This is a genomic window from Halopenitus malekzadehii, from assembly GCF_900108505.1.
GTDB classification, from domain to species: domain Archaea; phylum Halobacteriota; class Halobacteria; order Halobacteriales; family Haloferacaceae; genus Halopenitus; species Halopenitus malekzadehii.
The window spans coordinates 70,981-88,527 of record NZ_FNWU01000003.1 but is presented as its reverse complement, the minus strand read 5'-3'; the positions used below and the strand labels follow the sequence as shown (position 1 = coordinate 88,527).

The 17,547-nt window shown below is 68.3% G+C and carries 18 protein-coding genes; 9 read left to right on the top strand and 9 right to left on the bottom strand.

Going from position 1 to position 17,547, the window contains the following annotated elements; all coding sequences use genetic code 11:
• Nucleotides 1-33 precede the first annotated feature (33 nt).
• Entirely contained in the window at nucleotides 34-906 is an 873-nt protein-coding gene (gene htpX / locus BLW38_RS07680) for a zinc metalloprotease HtpX (protein ID WP_092816628.1), read from the bottom strand.
• 113 nt (nucleotides 907-1,019) lie between these two features.
• On the opposite strand from htpX, the gene lipA reads away from it, so the two are divergent.
• The gene (gene lipA / locus BLW38_RS07675) at nucleotides 1,020-1,958 is read left to right on the top strand and encodes a lipoyl synthase (protein WP_092816626.1); all 939 of its coding nucleotides are present in this window, start codon (nucleotides 1,020-1,022) and stop codon (nucleotides 1,956-1,958) included.
• A 48-nt stretch (nucleotides 1,959-2,006) separates the two neighbouring features.
• On the opposite strand, the gene BLW38_RS07670 is transcribed toward lipA, so the two are convergent.
• A complete protein-coding gene (locus BLW38_RS07670) occupies nucleotides 2,007-2,606 on the bottom strand; it encodes a hypothetical protein (RefSeq protein WP_092816624.1) in 600 nt (199 codons plus the stop codon).
• Nucleotides 2,607-2,738: 132 nt separating this feature from the next.
• On the opposite strand from BLW38_RS07670, the gene glmM reads away from it, so the two are divergent.
• Entirely contained in the window at nucleotides 2,739-4,097 is a 1,359-nt protein-coding gene (glmM, locus tag BLW38_RS07665; protein WP_092816622.1) for a phosphoglucosamine mutase, read from the top strand.
• Between the two features lie 33 nt (nucleotides 4,098-4,130).
• Here glmM and BLW38_RS07660 read toward each other — a convergent pair whose 3' ends face one another.
• From BLW38_RS07660 to BLW38_RS07650, 3 genes are all read right to left on the bottom strand, one after another.
• Nucleotides 4,131-5,276, bottom strand: a complete 1,146-nt coding sequence (locus BLW38_RS07660; protein WP_092816620.1) for a DUF7118 family protein — start codon at nucleotides 5,274-5,276, stop codon at nucleotides 4,131-4,133.
• A gap of 43 nt (nucleotides 5,277-5,319) precedes the next feature.
• Complete coding sequence (gene hisI, locus BLW38_RS07655) at nucleotides 5,320-5,676, bottom strand: phosphoribosyl-AMP cyclohydrolase (protein ID WP_092816851.1); 357 nt, start codon at nucleotides 5,674-5,676, stop codon at nucleotides 5,320-5,322.
• A gap of 118 nt (nucleotides 5,677-5,794) precedes the next feature.
• Nucleotides 5,795-6,289, bottom strand: a complete 495-nt coding sequence (locus BLW38_RS07650) for a cupin domain-containing protein (protein ID WP_092816850.1) — start codon at nucleotides 6,287-6,289, stop codon at nucleotides 5,795-5,797.
• 174 nt (nucleotides 6,290-6,463) lie between these two features.
• Between BLW38_RS07650 and BLW38_RS07645 the strand changes: the two genes are divergently transcribed.
• Nucleotides 6,464-7,405, top strand: a complete 942-nt coding sequence (locus tag BLW38_RS07645; RefSeq protein ID WP_092816618.1) for a hypothetical protein — start codon at nucleotides 6,464-6,466, stop codon at nucleotides 7,403-7,405.
• A 51-nt stretch (nucleotides 7,406-7,456) separates the two neighbouring features.
• Here BLW38_RS07645 and BLW38_RS07640 read toward each other — a convergent pair whose 3' ends face one another.
• Nucleotides 7,457-8,503: an A24 family peptidase gene (locus BLW38_RS07640; RefSeq protein WP_092816616.1), complete on the bottom strand. Its 1,047-nt coding sequence runs from the start codon at nucleotides 8,501-8,503 to the stop codon at nucleotides 7,457-7,459.
• Nucleotides 8,504-8,650: 147 nt separating this feature from the next.
• Here BLW38_RS07640 and BLW38_RS07635 point away from each other — a divergent pair, with 147 nt between their 5' ends.
• A complete protein-coding gene (locus BLW38_RS07635; RefSeq protein WP_092816849.1) occupies nucleotides 8,651-9,427 on the top strand; it encodes a formate/nitrite transporter family protein in 777 nt (258 codons plus the stop codon).
• 21 nt (nucleotides 9,428-9,448) lie between these two features.
• On the opposite strand, the gene engB is transcribed toward BLW38_RS07635, so the two are convergent.
• Nucleotides 9,449-10,072, bottom strand: a complete 624-nt coding sequence (gene engB / locus BLW38_RS07630; protein ID WP_092816614.1) for a GTP-binding protein EngB — start codon at nucleotides 10,070-10,072, stop codon at nucleotides 9,449-9,451.
• Nucleotides 10,073-10,197: 125 nt separating this feature from the next.
• Between engB and BLW38_RS07625 the strand changes: the two genes are divergently transcribed.
• The 3 genes from BLW38_RS07625 (at nucleotide 10,198) to BLW38_RS07615 (ending at nucleotide 11,941) form a co-directional block, all read left to right on the top strand.
• Nucleotides 10,198-11,034, top strand: coding sequence for a cytochrome B (locus tag BLW38_RS07625; RefSeq protein WP_092816612.1), 837 nt, complete (start codon nucleotides 10,198-10,200; stop codon nucleotides 11,032-11,034).
• 97 nt (nucleotides 11,035-11,131) lie between these two features.
• Nucleotides 11,132-11,485: a hypothetical protein gene (locus BLW38_RS07620; protein WP_092816610.1), complete on the top strand. Its 354-nt coding sequence runs from the start codon at nucleotides 11,132-11,134 to the stop codon at nucleotides 11,483-11,485.
• A 63-nt stretch (nucleotides 11,486-11,548) separates the two neighbouring features.
• Nucleotides 11,549-11,941, top strand: coding sequence for a universal stress protein (locus BLW38_RS07615; protein ID WP_092816608.1), 393 nt, complete (start codon nucleotides 11,549-11,551; stop codon nucleotides 11,939-11,941).
• A 37-nt stretch (nucleotides 11,942-11,978) separates the two neighbouring features.
• On the opposite strand, the gene BLW38_RS07610 is transcribed toward BLW38_RS07615, so the two are convergent.
• Entirely contained in the window at nucleotides 11,979-14,036 is a 2,058-nt protein-coding gene (locus BLW38_RS07610; protein WP_092816605.1) for a molybdopterin biosynthesis protein, read from the bottom strand.
• Entirely contained in the window at nucleotides 14,033-15,322 is a 1,290-nt protein-coding gene (locus BLW38_RS07605) for a molybdopterin molybdotransferase MoeA (RefSeq protein ID WP_092816603.1), read from the bottom strand. Before BLW38_RS07605 ends, BLW38_RS07610 begins: the two co-directional genes overlap by 4 nt.
• Nucleotides 15,323-15,464: 142 nt before the next feature.
• Between BLW38_RS07605 and BLW38_RS07600 the strand changes: the two genes are divergently transcribed.
• A complete protein-coding gene (locus BLW38_RS07600; protein WP_092816601.1) occupies nucleotides 15,465-15,821 on the top strand; it encodes an Hsp20/alpha crystallin family protein in 357 nt (118 codons plus the stop codon).
• A gap of 3 nt (nucleotides 15,822-15,824) precedes the next feature.
• Nucleotides 15,825-17,498 (top strand): ABC1 kinase family protein, encoded by a 1,674-nt coding sequence (locus tag BLW38_RS07595; RefSeq protein WP_092816599.1) that lies wholly within the window; start codon nucleotides 15,825-15,827, stop codon nucleotides 17,496-17,498.
• The last annotated feature ends 49 nt before the right edge of the window (nucleotides 17,499-17,547 follow it).

The following is a 17,547-nucleotide window of genomic DNA, read 5'->3' as shown; positions in this document are numbered from 1 at the left end:
CCGGCGTAGGGCCCGGAGGGATTAGGGCCTTTCTCACGCGGTTTCCAGCTCGCGCTCGAGCTCGCGGAGCCGCTCGACACGTCGCTCCATCGGCGGGTGCGTGCTGGCGAGCTTCCCGATGAGCCCCGACCGGATCGGGATGATGAAGAACGCGTTCATCTCCGCCTCCTGCCGGAGGTCCTCGCTGGGGACTCGATCCATCCGCCCGTTGATCCGCTGCAGCGCTGACGCGAGCGCGCTCGGATTCCCGGTGATGCTGGCCGCGCCGCGGTCCGCCGCGAACTCCCGGTACCGCGAGAGCGCGCGGATGAGCAGGAAGGAGACGACCCAGACGAGCAGGGACACCACGATCGCGACCCACACGGGCGGGGCGTTTCGGTCGTTACCGGCGAACAGCCAGCCCCACCGGACGATGAAGAACGCGATGGTCGAGAGGAACGATGCGATGGTCATCACCATCACGTCGCGGTTCTTGACGTGTGCGAGCTCGTGGGCGAGCACGCCGTCGAGTTCGTCCTGATCGAGGGTGTTCAACAGTCCCGTCGTGACACAGACCGTCGCGTTCTGCTGGTTGCGCCCGGTCGCGAACGCGTTCGGAACTTGGGTGTCGGCGATCGCCACCGTCGGCTTCGGGAGGTCCGCCTGCTGGCTCAGTCGCTCGATCGACCGATGTAGCTCCGGCGCCTCGTCGGGCTCCACCGTTCGGGCGCCCATACTTCGGAGGGCGAGTTTGTCGCTGAAAAAGTACTGTGCAAGCGAGAAGCCGCCAAGTAGCAGGAGGGTGACGAAGATTCCCGCGTTGAATACGGACACGAGGACCCCAACGAACGCCAGATAGAGGGCGAACAGCAGGAACATCGTGAACGCCATTCTGCCCCTGAGGCCCCAGTCGGTGCTCCACTCCATACACGCATATACTCGGTGAAGATGCTAAAGCGTGCCGAACCCAAACGCCGCGAACCGACCGCCCTGGACGGATCGATCCCCACGTTTTTGCCGGCTTGCGTCCAATGACCGGTATGGCATCGAGGCGGCGGAAACCGAACTGGCTCAAGACGCAGCCACCGGCCGGCACGCGGTTCACCGAGATCAAATCCACCCTCCGCGACCGGAACCTTAATACGGTCTGTGAGGAGGCCAACTGTCCGAATCTCGGCGAGTGTTGGTCCGGCCGCGACGGGCCCGGAACGGCGACGTTTATGCTGATGGGGGATCGCTGCTCGCGCGGGTGCAACTTCTGTGACGTCGAAACGGGTGGGATGGAGCCGCTCGACCCCACCGAGCCCGAGAACGTCGCCGACGCAGTCGCCGAGATCGGGCTCGAGTACGTCGTGTTGACGTCCGTCGATCGCGACGACCTCGCCGACGGCGGATCGGCACACTTCGCGGAGACGATCCGGGCGATCAACGACCGCGATCCCGAAATTCTCGTCGAGGTGTTGATCCCCGATTTCGGGGGCGACCCCGACGCGATCGACCGGATCATCGATGCGGATCCCGACGTGATCGCCCACAACGTCGAGACGGTCGAACGGCTCCAGTGGCCGGTACGTGACCGCCGCGCGGGCTATGAACAGTCGCTGTCGGTGCTCGATCGCGTGAACCGAGCCTCGGACATCCACACCAAGACGAGCCTGATGCTCGGCGTCGGCGAGTACGACCACGAGGTCTACCGGACGCTGTCGGATCTCCGCGAGATCGACGTCGACATCGTTACCTTCGGGCAGTACCTCCAGCCCTCCCGGTCACATCTCGACGTCTTCGAGTACGTCCATCCCGACGTCTTCGAGACGTGGCGACGGGTTGCCGAGGAAGAGTTCGGCTTCCTGTACTGCGCGTCGGGGCCGATGGTCCGGTCCTCCTACAAGGCCGGCGAGCTGTTCGTCGACGCACTCCTTCGTGAGGGCACCTCGATCGAGGCGGCCCGTCAGCGTGCTCGTGCGGTCGGCGGTTCCTGACGCCGGTCGTGGCGATCGAACCGTCGACTTCGACGATCGAACCGCTGACTAGCCGATGATCTCGAACTGCCTGCCGATGGCGACGTCACCGGGAAGTCCCCAGTAGACGAATCGGTGCGTTCCGGCGCCGAGAGCGGGACAGACTTTGAGATCGGCGGTCGACAGCGTGTCCGCGACCGCCTCCTCCCGAAGCGTAAGCGACCACGTGTATCCCCCGCCGGAGTTGACGACCTTCGTCGTCTCCGGATACGTCACCTCGCTGCCGTCGGGTGTTCCACGGACGTCCTGCCACCCGGACGCCGTTCGCCGCTGCACCGCGATGTGTTCGTCGCTTGCGATCTCGGCGTCGACGTCCTGATCGAGACAGCGGAGCACCACTCTGAGATCGCTGCCGTAGGTCTTCTCGGCCCCCTGGAGCGCGAGCTCGAACCGGACGTCGTCGGCGGTGTATGCCGAGACGTAGCTCGCCCCGTCCTCGGGAAACCGCTGGTCGAGTCGCCGGAAGGAGTCGTCGTCACACGACAACTCGTCGATCTCCCCCGACGGTCCCTGTGGCCCCTCTCCGGCGGCGAAGTCGAGACAGCCAGCAACCGCGATGGTCCCGGCGGTCCCGACGCTCGAGAGCAACGCCCGTCGTGACAGCGTCATACGTTCGCGTAGCCGCCGCGGTCGTATGAACGTCCCGACATCGCCATCGTCTATCCCCTCGAGTGGGGTGGCTTCGGACCTCGAGTGGGGTGGCTTCGGAATCGCTTTCCCCGGTGCGTCCGTGCACCCGGTATGAAGCTGTTCGGCTCGAGCGGGACGCGCGGGGTCGCGATCGCCGACCTGTCGCCGGAGTTTGCGCTGCGGGTGGCGAAGGCGGCGGGCACGGTGTGGGAGACCGACCGCGTCGCGGTCGCACGGGACACCCGGACGACCGGCGAGTTGCTCTGTAACGCCGCCGCGGCCGGGATCGCGGCGGTCGGCTGTGACGTCGACCGGCTCGGCGAGGTCCCGACGCCCGCAGTCGGCCGGTACTGTGCGGTCCGGGAGACTCCGTGCGTCCTCGTGACCGCCTCCCACAACCCGCCGGAGTTCAACGGCATCAAGCTGGTCGGGGATGACGGCGTCGAACTTCAGGTCGACGCCCTTGAGCGCGTCGAGAACCACGTTCTCGGCGAGGAGTTCGATGAGGCTGACTGGCGGGGCGCCGGCCAAACGACCCACATCGACGGCGTGAACGATGCCTACGTCGAGTCCGTCGTCGATGCCGTCGACCGGGCGGCCATCGCCGATGCCGACCTCACCGTCGCCGTCGACCCGGGCCACGGGGCCGGATCGCTGACCAATCCGGCGATCTACCGTCGTCTCGGCTGTTCGGTCCGCACCGTGAACGCCCAGCCGGACGGCCGGTTTCCCGGACGGCTCCCGGAACCGGTTCCGGAACATCTCGGGGATCTCCAGCGGCTCGTCCGCTCGAGCGACGCCGATCTCGGGATCGCGCACGACGGCGACGCGGATCGGGCCGTCTTCGTCGACGAGACCGGTGCGTACATCGAGGGCGACGCCTCGCTCGCGGCGCTGGCTGCCGATGCTCTCTCGGCGGGTGACGCTGCGGTCTCGGCGGTCAACGTCTCTCAGCGGCTCGTCGACGTGTGCGAGGACGTCGGCGCCGACCTCGAGTTGACGCCCATCGGTGCGACGAACATCATCACTCGGGTCCGAGAGCTCCAAGCAGCCGGGAAACGGGTCCCGATCGCCGGCGAGGGCAACGGCGGCGTCTTCTTCCCGGAGTATCGGCTCTCGCGGGACGGCGCCTACATCGCGGCGCGGTTCCTCGAACTGCTCGCGGACGGCCGCCCCGCCAGCGAGGTCGTCGTCCCCTACGCCGACTACGTCAACGTCCGCCACAACGTCTCCTACGACTCCGACGCCGAACTCGATCGCCTGTTGGGTGCCGCCGAAGCGTACGTCCGCGAGGCGGCTGCCGAGCCGAACACCACGGACGGCTACCGGCTCGATTACGGCGACGCCTGGGTCCTGGTCCGCCCCTCGGGGACCGAGCCGAAGGTCCGCGTCTACGCCGAGGCCCGGTCAGCCGACCGCGCCGAGGAACTTGCGGACGGGGTGCTTGCGGCGCTCGAGGACGCACGGTAACGACTCCGGCCATTCACTCCTCGTTTCGACGTCCTACTCTGCGGTCTCCGCGAGCACCGTCTCGATCAGATCGAGCACGTCGCGGGCGGCCGCAACCCGATCGTGGATCTCGCCCGAGGCGAGCATCTCCCTGTCGATTTCGTCGAGTTCGGCCCGCGTCACTGCCGCCTCGCGTGTTCGCTCGTAGTCGTCCTCGCGCGTCCGGTCGCGGACCGTGCGCAGGAGCGCGACCGTCTCCTCGTCCGCGAACCGCGAAGCGAGCGGGGTCAGTTCCTTGATCCGGTAGCGGAGCTCTTCGGCCGGCGCCGGCGGCCACGCGAGCGTGAACGGTTCGCCGTCGAGGCGGTCGATCCAGGTCCGGTGGACCGCCACCGCGGTCCGGAGTGCGCCGGGGTCGTCGACGTAGTGGTCCAGTTTCGACTGCGAGTAGTCGGCGTACTCGAGCAGCGTCGGCAGCGGCTCCTCGCCGGCGGCGTGGTCGGCGGCGTACTCCCGAAGATCCCGGGGCGGTTGGTCGATCTCGACGAGCGGATAGCGGTCGGCCGTCTCGAGCAGGGCGAAGACCTCGCGCGTGCTTTCGGTTTTCAGGAACTCCTCGAAGTCGTCCTGGATGGCCTCGTTGTAGCGCTCGACCGGCTCGCGGATGCGGTCGACCGGCGCGTCGAGGTCGACGTGGTCCCGGTCCGCGACCGCCTCGCGGTCCGCCAGGTGATCGGCCAGTTGGTCGCGAGCCTCGCTGGCGTCGTGTCTTGCCCGCCGATATTCGTCGACCGCCTCGTCGCGCTCCTCGAGCAGCGAGACGTACTCGCCGGCCGGTTCGAGCGCCTCCCGGGCGGCGTCAAAGTCGGACTCAGAGAGACGCCGCTTGTCGACTGCCTCGTTCGCGGCTGCGAACGCCTCGCCCGCAGGCACGTCGTCGTCGACGTCGGTGGCCGCCTCGAACTCGCCCTCGAAGCGGACGTAGGAGCCGAAATCGCCGGTGCCGGTCGCGTCCTCCTCGTACCGGTCGAGCACCCGGACGGCCCGTCGATATGCGTCCGCGGCGGCCTCGACGCGGTCGCGACCCACCTCGTCGATCCGCGACTCGATCGAGCGGCGTTCGTCGTATCGTTCGCGCAGTTCCGCGGCCGCCGTCGCGGCCGCCGCAACCGGCTCGACGTTCGTGACGGCGTCGTTCACGCCATCGTCCCCCGTGGTTTCGGCGTCGCGACGGCGACCATCGTCAGTACACCTCGTCGGGATCGAAGACGCGCTCGCCGACGTGCTCGCCCTCGACCGTCCGGTGGAAACACGATCGATGGCCGGTGTGGCAGGCGCCGCCCGTCTGGTCGACGAGATACAGGAGCGTGTCGGCGTCACAGTCGACGCGAACCTCGGCGATGTCCTGGGTGTGTCCGGAGGTCCCGCCTTTGTGCCACAGTTCCTCGCGGGACCGGGAGTAGTAGTGCGCCTCGCCCGTCTCGAGCGTCCGGTCGAGTGCCTCCTCGGTGACGTACGCGAGCATCAACACCTCGCCGGAGTCGACGTCCTGGGCGATCGCGGGGACGAGCCCGTCCTCGCCGAAGTCGACGTCGATCATCGCGTCAGGGCCTCCGGATTCTCGGTCGCTGCCGTCCGCGGCCTCCGTGTCTCGGTCTGCGGCCTCACTCATACTCCGATCGAGGCGGAGCGGTCGAATAGGCCTTTTGGGGGCTCGCTCACTCGCCATCGGATGTCGTGTCCTCCCAGTAGTCGACGTCACCGTCGATCGGGTAGTATCCGTGCAGCGATCGTCCGTCGCGTCCGCCCGGCGGCGATCCCACGAACACGCCGACCCGGTCCCGGTCCGGATACACCGTCACGTCCGGCTCTCGCATCGTCGACACGACCAGATATCGAAGGGGATCGTCGCCGTCGTTGACCACGCGATGGCCGCCGGACGCGTCGGCCGGGAGGGCGACGTAATCGCCCGCCTCGATCGAATGCGTCTCCTCGCCGAGACGCAGCGTTCCGGCTCCCGCGAGCACGTATATCGCCTCCTCGTTCGCGGTGTGGTAGTGGTATGGCCACGACCGTCCCGCGGCCGGAAGCTCGTAGAGGCTACAGCCGAGATCCGCGCCGCCGGCCGCCTCGCCGAGCTGCTTCCTGCGGAACGTCGTGTCCTCGCGGTCCAGTTCGGTCCACTCCAGATCCGCCTGGTTGACCGGATCCATATGACGCCGTTGGCGGCGAACGACGTAGTCGTTGTGCAGCCCCATCCGGAGGTCGATCCGGCGACTCATCACGCTCGACATTCGGTCTGTTCGCCCGGAATCCGCGGTCGAGATGGCTCAAACGGGCCTTTGTTCCAATCGTGATCTTTTCGGAGACGGTTTCGTACTGGTAGTATGGATCCGACTCGACGACGGGTGCTCGTCGGGATCGCACTCCCGGCGATCGCCTCCGTCGGCGGCTGTCTGGGTGACGTCCTCAGTGACGGCGGCGGAAACGGGATCGATCCCTCAGTCACCGGAACCTCAACCGGCACTGACGACGGGAAACCGACGGATGGACCCGACACGCCCGGCGGATCCGACGCGACCGGCGTCACCGTGCACGACCTGACCGTTCGTCCGGAGCTCGTCGCGATGGACTCGCCTGACTCCTACGGCGTCTATGGCGGCCGCGGGTCGCAGTACGTGGTCGCCGACGTCGCCGTCGAAGACCCGACGTCGTCCCCGCCTGACTCCTTCGCGCTCGAGACGCCGGCGGAGACGTTCCCGGCGACGACCGGGATCGGCCCGTCGCCGGGGACCCTCGTCGACTTCGGCGAGGCGTACGGGTGGCCCGAGCCCGATCCGGCCGAGCGCGGCTGGGTCGCAGTCCCGGTTCCGAACCCGATCCCTGCTGCCTCCGACGCTCGACTCGTCTGGGGAACCGACGACGGAACTGGCGAGGGTGACGGTGACGGATCCGCCGGTGCTCACGTGCTTGCTGCCGACACGACGGCGGCGCTTGAGCGCGGCCCCACCGACTTCGCGGTCTCGGTCGACGCGCCGGACGCGATCACGCTGGGCGAGACCGTCACCGCGACGATCGCCGTCGAGAACGTCGGCGACGTCGACGGGACCTTCGTCGCCGCGATCAACCGGATCGGGCCGCGCATCGCCTACGCGCCCGAGGCGGCGGTCAGCCTGTCGGTTCCGGCCGGCGAGACCGCCACCCACACCTACGAACACGCAGTCACCGACCCCGAAATCGCCGAGCAGGAGGGGCCGACGCTGCGGCTCCGGATCCACTGGCGCGACGGAGATCGGTCACACGACGTCGCGATTCGGACCGGGGAGTGAGTCGGTTTTGACCGGAGAGTGAGTCGTCGATGGGCACGGATGGCCGCCCGCTCACGCCAGCCCGATCGCCCGCAGGACCGCAAAGAGGACGTCGCCGTAGGTGAGCGAGACGACGATCCCGAGGAACATCGGGACGACGAACGGCATTCCCGGCGAGACCCACACGCGATCCCGGTCGGGGTCGGCGACGGTCTCGAGCCCCTCGTGCAGCGTTTCCGGATCGGTGCCGTAGGCCGTTCCCTCGATCGACTCGAGAAACCGGGCGGCCGCCCACGGATCGTCGGCCGATCCGTCGTCCGGCGGTTCGATGTCCATCGGTTCGGCGTCAGCCGCGGGTCTCTCGGCGTCGCCAGTCGCGGATCCCTCGGAACCGTCAGTCACCGGTTCGAGATGGGCTGCGCCGTCGGTCGGCGCGTACGTCTCGGTCACGCTTTCCGGGTCGCGATAGCGGTCGGGGTCCTCACGCACCGCGGTCAGCGTCGTCCCGCGCCACCGGAGGTACATCCGGAGCGCGTCGAGGTCGAGCCCGTTCCGGGTGTAGCCCCCGCGCGTCTCGAAGAGTCGACCGTGGACCGCCAGCAGTCGGTGGATGGCGACCGGTCGTGCGAGGACCATCACGGGAGACCGCCGGCCGCGGAGGGCGTTGTAGATCCCGAGTCCGACCGGGTAGCAGGCACCGACGAGGACGGTGTTCGTGAGGATCGTCAGGGAGAACACGCCGAGCGCCGGCTCGACCGCCGGCAGCGCCGGGATCCCCGCGATCGGGAGCACGTACGTCGGAAACGTCGGGTAGACGATCGCCAGCGCCACGAGCGCCTTGGCGTCGGCGCCGCCGAACCCGCCGACGTACCAGAACGCGACGCCAAGCGGCGCGATGAACAGGAGACTGATCGCGACCCGAACGAGGAACAGCCGGTCGGCGACGCCGCCGATCGGCCAGCGGATCAGGAGGTCGACCGCCAACAGCACCGCGCCGAAGAGATACACCGGGGGCCACAGCCGGTTCGGGAGTCGCCGCGTCCGGATATCGCGGAGCGCAGCCCACGCGAAGACCGGCACGATCGCCAGGCGGAGCAGATCGGGTGCCGTCGCGTACATACCTCATCCGTGGCGTCGACCGGCATAGTGGTTGGGATCGGTGATCGACCGTATCGTCGCGGGGAAACGTTTGCATACCGGCGGGTCGATGTCCGAGATGGGAGAGCCTCCCTCGTGTCCGACCGCGACGCAACCAACACGGCCGTGATGGAGCAGAAACCGACCCGGGACGTCCTCGATTCGCTGATCGAGAGCGGTCTGCACGAAATCAACCGGGAGCGATCGGGACTGCTGCTCTCGGGGATCTCGGCGGGGCTCGACATCGGCTTCGGCCCATTGCTGATGGCGACAATTCTCACGCTTTCGGCGGGCGGGTTCGGCGATCTCGCCACCGAGTTGCTGCTCGCCAGTGCGTATTCGGTCGGCTTCGTCTTCGTCATCCTGGGTCGCTCCGAGCTGTTCACCGAACACACCACACTGGCGGTGGTTCCGGTGCTGGACGGTCAGGCGTCGATACGTGGGTTGCTTCGGTTGTGGGGGCTCGTGTACGTCGGAAACGTCGTCGGCGGGTTCCTGTTCACCCTGCTCGCGGTGCTTTTGATGCCCGGGCTCGGCGTGGTGACGCCGGCCGCCTTCGAGGCGATCGCGCTCAAACTCGTCACGCACGACCTCGGCTGGCTGTTCGTCGCCGGGGTCTTCGCCGGATGGTTGATGGGGCTGCTCGCCTGGCTGATCACGGCCGCACAGGAGACGACGAGCCGGATCCTCATCATCTGGATCGTGACCGCGACCATCGGGATCCTGCATCTCCCGCACTCGATCGCGGGCAACGTGGAGGTCCTCTTCGGCGTGTTTATGTCGCCGTCGATCTCCGTTCTCGACTACCTCGCGTTCCTCTCGTTGGCGACCGTCGGGAACCTCGTCGGCGGCGGGGTGTTCGTCGCGCTGCTGAAGTACGGACACGTCGTTCGCGGCGGAAACTGACCGGACGATCGACGGACGGTCTCAGCTCACGAACCCGAGGAGGTCGTCACGCTTCGCCTCGTGAAACCGGGTTCGCAGGCACTCATACAGCGGCTCCATCGAGCCCCGTTTGGCGCAGATCGGCGCGATCGTCTCCCCCTGCCACTGCTGCCAGGGCGGGTAGACCCCGAGCCGGTCACAGATCGCGTTCAGCCGCTCGTCCTCGTCGTCGACCTTGTCCATCTTGTTGACGGCGACGATCGGCTCGATCCCGACCTCCCGGAGGAACCCGAACATCTCGACGTCGTGTGGCACCTCGCCGCGGTCCGCGTGGCGGTCGATGATCTCCACCGCGCTGTTGCCGTCCAGCACGAGTACGCCGGCCAGGATGTGGTCCGCATACTCCTCGAGATAGTGGACGATGTCGGTCTGTATCTGCTCTCGCCGCTCGTCCTTGACGCCGGACATGAAGCCGAACCCGGGAAGGTCGGTGAACATGAAGTCCTGTGCCGTCCAGTCGAAGTGGTTCGGTTGGCGCGTGACGCCCGGCTTCCCGCCGGTCGAGACGTCGTGGCCGGTTAGCTCCCGCATCACCGTCGACTTCCCGACGTTCGACCGCCCGACGAGAACGACTTCCGCGTCGCGATTTGGCCGGTCCTCGAACATACGGACGCTACCGGCCGCACCCTTTTAACTGTATTCAGAAAGCGCGTGTACGGCCGTGTCAGGACAGCCGGTGACGTGGCGGGCGGTTCGTCACGCTTTTCACCGGCGCGAGCGAGGTTTCGCGTATGAGCGCGGATGATAAGTACCCACCCGAGTCCGGACGACGACGGTTCGTGAAAGGCGTCGTCGGCGGAGGCGCCCTCGCGGGCGTCGGCGCGACGGGATCAGCGACGGTTAACTCCCTGACGAGTTCCACCGGGACGGGCGGTGGGCAGACGACCGCGATGGCCATCGAGCTCACCGGTGGCCCGGCCCCTCGTGGGATGCCCCAGATCCCGATCGAGATCACCGATGACGGCTACCTCCGCGGAAAGTGGCCGGAAGTGACGACGATCACCCAAAACGGCGTCGAGATCACCGTCGCCCAGGAGGATATGGCGGGCGACGTGACCTACTCCGGCGAGTGGTTCCAGTACTGCGGGATGGAGGGGTATGAGAACATCCAGCCCGAGTACGAGTCCGACAACCTCTTTCGGTCCGCCCCCGGCGGCTACGACTGGCAAAGCGAGGAGTACGAAACCGGCGAACAGCTCCACGTCGACTCCTTCGACGACTACGAGGAGTGGGGTAACGGCATCGGACAGGATGGAATGGGCAAACCTGCAAGCGCGAACTGGCGGTCCCAGGACGCGGAGGACACGCTCACAGCGACGGTCATTCGATCGCCGCTGATCGAGGAGGCGGCACAGGAGGACGAGTGGCTTGCCGCCTCGACGGAGAACGGCTTCCTCGCCTGGCTCAACGTCTGTACCCATTTCTGCTGTGTTCCGGGGTACAAAAAGAACGAGGAGTCTTCCCGCTATGACGCCGCCGACGGCGTCTACTGTCAGTGTCACCAGTCGGTGTACGACCCGTTCAACATCGTCCAGACGCTGTTCATTGCGCGCCCGCGCCCGAACTGACGTCGACGTCGATTCGGGTGGCCCCGATCGGCCAGCCTCCAGGCCCACGCTCCGCCCGACCCGCGCCCTTTTGTCCTCTCGCCCGCCACCGATCGGTATGCCCACGCCCGATGCCGGCGACGGAGTCGATGACGACGGCGAGACGGATGCCGCGACGGACGACGATGCGTTCGCACGCGAGGTCGAACACGCACGCGACCTTCTCGATGCGGACGTCGACGCGCTCTTTGCGGGCGTCGTTCGGGACGGCGAGGTCGAGACGACCTTCTCACAGCACGCCGACGATCGCGAACAGGAGGCGCTGCAACCGCTCGCGTTGCTTGCCGCCCATCTCCGGCTCGTCTCCAACGAGGCGGGCGTCGACCCGTCGACGGTCGCGGGCGACGCGGCCACGTTGGCCGGCCAGGTCGAGGAGGTGCCGACTTCGGCCGACGACTTGCCCGAGGAGTGACGGCGGCCGAGCCGGGACCCACCCGCGGAAACGGTTAAGCGGGCTCGGCGACGGATCCGAGTCGTGACCACCTTCCTGTGTCCCACGAACTCGGTTCACGCCAGCGCCGCGAGCTGTGACTATCTGGCCGATCGGGTCGATGCCGACGACACCGTTCACGCCGTCAACTCCCTGCTCGGCGGCGACGACACGAGCGCTCGGGACGTCCGGGACGGCGAGGAGGCACTCAACGTCGTCGCCGTCAGGCTCGCGGCCGCGACCGTCGAGACCCATCAGTTCGTTCGCGGCAACGACCCCGCCGAGGACGTCCGTGCCGCCGCCGAGTCGTTCGGCGCCGACGAGATCGTGATCTCGTTGCGCGACCGATCGCCGGTCGAGGAGGCCCTGTTCGGCAGCGTCGCTCGACGGATCCTCGCCGACGCCGATCGTCCGGTCGTCGCCGTTCCGCGGGAGTGAGCGTCGGTCCCGTCGCTCCCGGTCCTCGCCCTGCGGCCTAGAGCTCTCCGTCGGTTCCGCCGTCGTACCCCGCGAGGCCATCGAGAACGGACGATGTCTCCCCGCCCGCGCCGCCGAGCACGTCGTCGAGCGCCTCACGGAGGGCGCACACCCCGTCCGTATCGGTCCGCTCAGCGTTCGCGAGCACCCGAACGTCCTGGACGCCGAGCGGGCAGAATCCGGTTCCGAGCCGCTCCGCCGTCGTCCGAAGTCCGAGGCCGACGTCCGCTTCTCCCGCGAGCACTCGCCGCGCCGGGCTCTCGAAGGCGCGAACCGTCAGGTCGTAGCCGTCGATCGCGTCCGCCAGCTCCCTGCGGTCGGTCCCTCGCTCCGCCGCGAGGTCCTCGAGTGCGTCGTCAAGACTCGCTCGCAATCCCGAGTCCGTCCCCCGATTCACGAACCGTACCTCCCGGTCCACGAGGTCGGCCAGTTCCGTCACGTCCGCGGGATTTCCCGCGGGCACGATCAGCCCCCACTCGCGTGTCCAGCCGCCGAGCGAGACGGCCTCGACGTCCCGGTCGATCGGTCCGGCTGCGACGGCGACGTCCGGCAGTCCGTCACGCAGCCGTCGGAGTCCCTCTCGGGTTCCGACCGGCAGGTATCGCGGCCGATCGATCCGGTCGAGCAGCCGGTTGAGCGCCGGATCGTCCTCGCCGACGCCGAGCAGCGTTGGCGGCCGCACGTCCGGCGAGAACAGCTGGACGGTGACCGGTTCGCCAGCCTCGAGATAGTCCGTATCGGGGTCGACGGCCACCACGCCGTCGGCCTCGACCAGGCTCGTCGTCGCGCCCGATCCCTTGTCGACGGGATGGACGAGCGGACGGTCGCCGCTCCCGTCCGCCGTCATTCCGTGGTCGAGACGCCCGTCACGCTCGAGTAGCCCGACCGGCATCAGGCGGAGCCGCCCCTCCCCGTACCGCTCGCGGACGGCCATCTCGCCCTCGATCGTCGCGGTCCGGGGTTCGGGCTGGCCGGCGGCCTCGCGGATCGCCGGCGCGACGAACGTCCGGAAGATGGTGAGCGCGGACACCGGGTAGCCGGGCAGCCCGATGTAGGCCGATTCCCCACGTCGCTCGTCGTCGGCGTCCGTCGCGGTGGTGGCGTCAGTCGTCGTGCTCGCGTCCGACGATCGTTCGAGTCGGCCGACGAGCATCGGCTTGCCGGGTTTTACCGCGACGCCGTGTAACAGCAGCTCACCGCGGTCCTCGATCACGCGGTAGATGACGTCGACGGCGCTCGCGGAGGTCGACCCCGAGGAGACGACCAGGTCGCACTCGTCGGCCGCTTTGAGCAGCAACCGCTCCATCTCGTCGTAGTCGTCGCCGGCGTGTGGGTACAACACCGGCTCGCCGCCCGCATCCTCGACGCCGGCCGCGATCGTCGTCGAGTTCACGTCGTAGATCTGCCCCCGAGCGCTGTCGAGCGTCTCGCCGGGACGGACGAGCTCGTCGCCCGTCGAGACGATCCCGACGCGCGGACGCCGTCGAACCGGAACGGTTTCGACGCCCAGCGCCGACAGAAGGCCGATCTCGCGGGGCGTCAGTTGCGTCCCCGGCCCGAGCGCTCTGGCACCCGCGGCGATGTCCGCACCGGCCACCATCACGTGGTCGCCCGGTGCGACCGACGTCCGGACCGCGATTCGGGTGTCTTCGTCGTTCGCATCGTTCTCGCCGCCGATAACGTCGGTCCGTTCGACCATCACGACTGCGTCGGCGCCTTCGGGCAGCACCGCGCCGGTCGAGACCTCGGCACACGTTCCGGGCTCGACGGCCACGCCCGGCTCCTCCCCGGCGTGGACCGCCCCGACGCGCTCGAGTTCGACTGGATCTGCCTCGTCGGCCCCGAAGGTGTCGCGGGCGCGGACCGCGTAGCCGTCCATCGAGGCGCGGTCGAACCCCGGGACGTCGAGGTCCGCGTCGATCCGCTCGGCGAGGATCCGCCCCCGCGAGTCGGACAGCGGGACCGCCTCGACGCCCGGGTCGAGATCGAGCGACGCGATCGCGTCGTGGGCGGCCGCCGGCGTCGCGAGATCGCGGAACTCCTTGCGGTCCGTCATTCGGTCACCTCCCAGTACTCCACGTCGACGGCGGTTCCGGCGTCGATCCCCTCGCGGTCCTCGGGAACGACGACCCAGCCGTCCGCGAGCGCGACGCTCGAGAGCACGCCGGAGCCGCTCGCGCGCGTCGGCGTCGCCTCGGGAAGCGAGTCGGCCGGTGACGTCGACGCCGACCCGTTCTCGGCGTCCGATTCCTGCCCATCTCCATCGGCCGACTCCTCGACGCGGACCCGAGCGAACGTCCGCGTTCCGGGCTCGCTGGCGATCTTGCGGGTGAGTCGGGCTCGCCGCGTCGGATGGGGATCGACCGTTGTGCCGAGCGACCGCGCCACCGCCGGCCGGAGGAACTGCACCGCGTTGACGATGCAGGCCACGGGATACCCCGGCAGCGAGACCACGGGCGTCTCAGACACGGCCCCCAGACAGACCGGATGGCCGGGTTTGAGCGCGACCCCGTGGACGAGTACCTCGCCGAGATCGTCGATCACCTCCGGCAGGAGGTCGCGCTCCCCGACCGACGATCCGCCGGTCGTGACGACGACGTCGGCGCCCGCCCCGATCGCGTCGTCGATCGCCGTCCGGAGCAGCGATTCGTCGTCGGTGACGACGTCGTGGTACCGCGCATCACCGCCCCACCGCTCGACGAGCCGGGAGACCGTGAGACCGTTCGTCTCGATCACCTCCCCCGGATCCGGATCCGACTGCACGAGCTCCTCGCCGGTCGGGATCACCGCGACCTGCGGCGGCTCGACGACCGGCACCGACTCGAGGCCGACCGACTTCAGGAGGCCGAGATCGGATGGTCGAAGCCGGTGACCGGGGTCGTAGAGGTGTGCCCCCTCGGCGACGTCCTCGCCGGCCGCGCCGACGTTTTCCCCCTCAGCGACAGCGTCGAAGGCCTCGATCTCGTCGGTCGAATCGACGGTCTCGACCTGCTCGATCATCACGACGGCGTCGGCGCCCGCCGGGAGATCGCTCCCGGTGTGGACGCGTGCGGCCTCCTCGCGCCCGACCGTTTCGGTCGTTTCCCGGAGTACCGCCGGCGACCGATCGCTTGCCCCGAAGGTATCACTGGCGCGGACCGCGTAGCCGTCCATCGCCGCCCGGTCGTACCCCGGAACCGGACTCGGTGCGGTGATCGGCTCCGCGACGGTTCGCCCGTCGGCCTCACCCACCGGGACCCGTTCGGTTCGCCCGTGGCTCCGAACGGCCTCCAGCAGCGTCGATCGCGCGGCCGAAACGCGGGTTCGGTCCTTGAACCCCGCCTCGTGTCGCTTCGTGTCCATACGCCCCCTTTCCGCTCGGGGGGCAAAAGGCCGTCTCCGCGTCGATCCCATCGGGTCCACCGATCCACCCGATCTCGTGACCCTCGAACGTCTGCCGATCGCGACCACACCCTTTTTCGACCTCCCCCGCGTACCAGTGGGTATGTCCGCGCTCCGCGATGCGCTTCGGGACCTCCCCGAGGCGGTGTTCGCTGACCTCCTCGAGTCGGCGGACGCCTACGTCCTCGTCGTCGACCTGCCTGGCGCGACCAGCGAGACGACCGAGGTCGTCGCCGAGTCCGGTCGGATCGACATCGAGGCTCGCCGGGAGAAGACGACCCCAGACGGCTACCGGTACCTCCGGGAGGACCGTCCGCTGTTCCTCGACGTGGATCTCCCGTTACCGCCCGATGGCGTCGGCTCGGAGGCGGCGGCGACGATGGACCGCGGCGTGCTCGAGCTCACGGTTCCGAAGCGTCGTTCGGCCGACGGACAACCGATCGCGATCGACGAGCACTGACGGGTGATCACGCTGGTCACTCTCCGCGCATACTGGCGGTTTTGGGTCGTTCTGCGGCGTTTTTCGCCGCTCATCATCGCGTACTGGCGCGACCGACGACGGTTCTTCCTGTTCGGCGGTTCCCGCGAGGTCGACGCCGAGACACAACGCGACCGCGCAGCCACCCTGCTCGATGTCCTGCTCACGCTCGGCCCGACGTTCATCAAGCTCGGACAGCTGCTGTCGACCCGACCCGACGTCCTGCCGCCGGCCTACATCGACGTCCTCTCACAGCTCCAGGACGACGTGCCGCCGGCGCCGTGGACGGAGGCACGCGAGGTGCTCGAGGCCGAGTTCGGGTCCGTCGACGCGGTCTTCGACGACTTCGACGCCGACCCGATAAGCGGTGCGAGCCTGGGGCAGGTGTATACTGCCACCTACGAGGGGGATCCCGTCGCGGTCAAGGTCCGCCGTCCCGGGATCGAACCGCTCGTGAACGCCGACCTGCGCGTGATCCGGTGGTCGCTGCCGATCGTCAAGCGGTTCATCGACAGCGGGCGAGCCTTCTCGCTGGAGAACCTCTCCGAGGAGTTTGCCAAGACGATCCGCCAGGAGATGGACTACGACCGCGAGCGCGAGATGCTCGCGGAGATCCGCGGGAACTTCGCGGACGACGACTCGGTCCGGATCCCCGCAGCCTATCCCGAGGCGTCCGGCGAGCGCGTCCTCACGATGGAGTACATCCCGGGGACCAAGATCGACCGGATCGACGACCTGGAGGCGGCCGGCCACGATCCGACCGCGGTCGCCGAGACGCTCCAGCGTGCGTACCTCCGGATGATCATCGACGACGGCGTCTTCCACGCCGACCCGCACCCGGGGAACCTCGCGGTCGCCGAGGACGGCTCGATCGTCTTCTACGACTTCGGGATGTCCGGCCGCGTCGATCCGTACGTACAGGAGCAGATCGTCGAGTTCTACGTCGCCGTCGCGAACCAGGACATCGACGCGATCCTCGACACGCTGATCGCGATCGGGACCCTCTCGCCGGAGGCCGACCGTGAGGTGATGGGCGAGGTGATGGAGCTGGCGATCGCCGACGCCCGCGGCGAAGACATCGAACAGTATCGGGTGAACCAGATCATCGAGCAGGTCGAGTCGACGATCTACGAGTTCCCGCTGCGACTGCCCCGGAACCTCGCGCTGGTGCTCCGGGTCGCGACCGTGGTCGAGGGGGTCTGCGTCACCCTCGATCCGGAGTTCGACTTCATCGAGACGGCGACCGACTACCTCCGCGAGGAGGGCTACTACGAGCAGACCGCACGGGATATGGCCGCCGAAGCGGGCGATCAGATCCAGGAGACCGCCCGATCGCTCATCACCGTTCCGCCGAAACTCGATCGCGTCCTCGACCGGGCCGAGCGCGGCGACGTCCACCTCAACGTCACCATCGAGGACGACACCCACGTGCTCGACAAACTGGCGATGCGGATCGCCTACTCGGTGTTGCTGGCCGTCGGCGTCCTCTCCGCGACGATCCTCTACTCGTTCGCGAACGCCTGGGAACTCGCGGCGCTCTCGCTCGGTCTCTCGGCCCCGCTCGCGATCGCGTTGTACCGGTCGTTCCGCTCGCGAAAGGGGATCCGCGCCCGCCCGCAGTTCACCCGGCAGAGCATGCGCGAGCGGCGGGACGAATAGCGATCGGACGCCATCCCCGGCGTCGATCGATGCCGAAGACTGATTGGCT

Bases quoted from the DNA above. Each gene is read 5' to 3' on its own strand.
- htpX (WP_092816628.1), bottom strand. From the start codon at position 906: ATGGAGTGGAGCACCGACTGGGGCCTCAGGGGCAGAATGGCGTTCACG.
- lipA (WP_092816626.1), top strand. From the start codon at position 1,020: ATGGCATCGAGGCGGCGGAAACCGAACTGGCTCAAGACGCAGCCACCG.
- BLW38_RS07670 (WP_092816624.1), bottom strand. From the start codon at position 2,606: ATGACGCTGTCACGACGGGCGTTGCTCTCGAGCGTCGGGACCGCCGGG.
- glmM (WP_092816622.1), top strand. From the start codon at position 2,739: ATGAAGCTGTTCGGCTCGAGCGGGACGCGCGGGGTCGCGATCGCCGAC.
- hisI (WP_092816851.1), bottom strand. From the start codon at position 5,676: ATGATCGACGTCGACTTCGGCGAGGACGGGCTCGTCCCCGCGATCGCC.
- BLW38_RS07650 (WP_092816850.1), bottom strand. From the start codon at position 6,289: ATGGATCCGGTCAACCAGGCGGATCTGGAGTGGACCGAACTGGACCGC.
- BLW38_RS07645 (WP_092816618.1), top strand. From the start codon at position 6,464: ATGGATCCGACTCGACGACGGGTGCTCGTCGGGATCGCACTCCCGGCG.
- BLW38_RS07640 (WP_092816616.1), bottom strand. From the start codon at position 8,503: ATGTACGCGACGGCACCCGATCTGCTCCGCCTGGCGATCGTGCCGGTC.
- BLW38_RS07635 (WP_092816849.1), top strand. From the start codon at position 8,651: ATGGAGCAGAAACCGACCCGGGACGTCCTCGATTCGCTGATCGAGAGC.
- engB (WP_092816614.1), bottom strand. From the start codon at position 10,072: ATGTTCGAGGACCGGCCAAATCGCGACGCGGAAGTCGTTCTCGTCGGG.
- BLW38_RS07625 (WP_092816612.1), top strand. From the start codon at position 10,198: ATGAGCGCGGATGATAAGTACCCACCCGAGTCCGGACGACGACGGTTC.
- BLW38_RS07620 (WP_092816610.1), top strand. From the start codon at position 11,132: ATGCCCACGCCCGATGCCGGCGACGGAGTCGATGACGACGGCGAGACG.
- BLW38_RS07610 (WP_092816605.1), bottom strand. From the start codon at position 14,036: ATGACGGACCGCAAGGAGTTCCGCGATCTCGCGACGCCGGCGGCCGCC.
- BLW38_RS07605 (WP_092816603.1), bottom strand. From the start codon at position 15,322: ATGGACACGAAGCGACACGAGGCGGGGTTCAAGGACCGAACCCGCGTT.
- BLW38_RS07600 (WP_092816601.1), top strand. From the start codon at position 15,465: ATGTCCGCGCTCCGCGATGCGCTTCGGGACCTCCCCGAGGCGGTGTTC.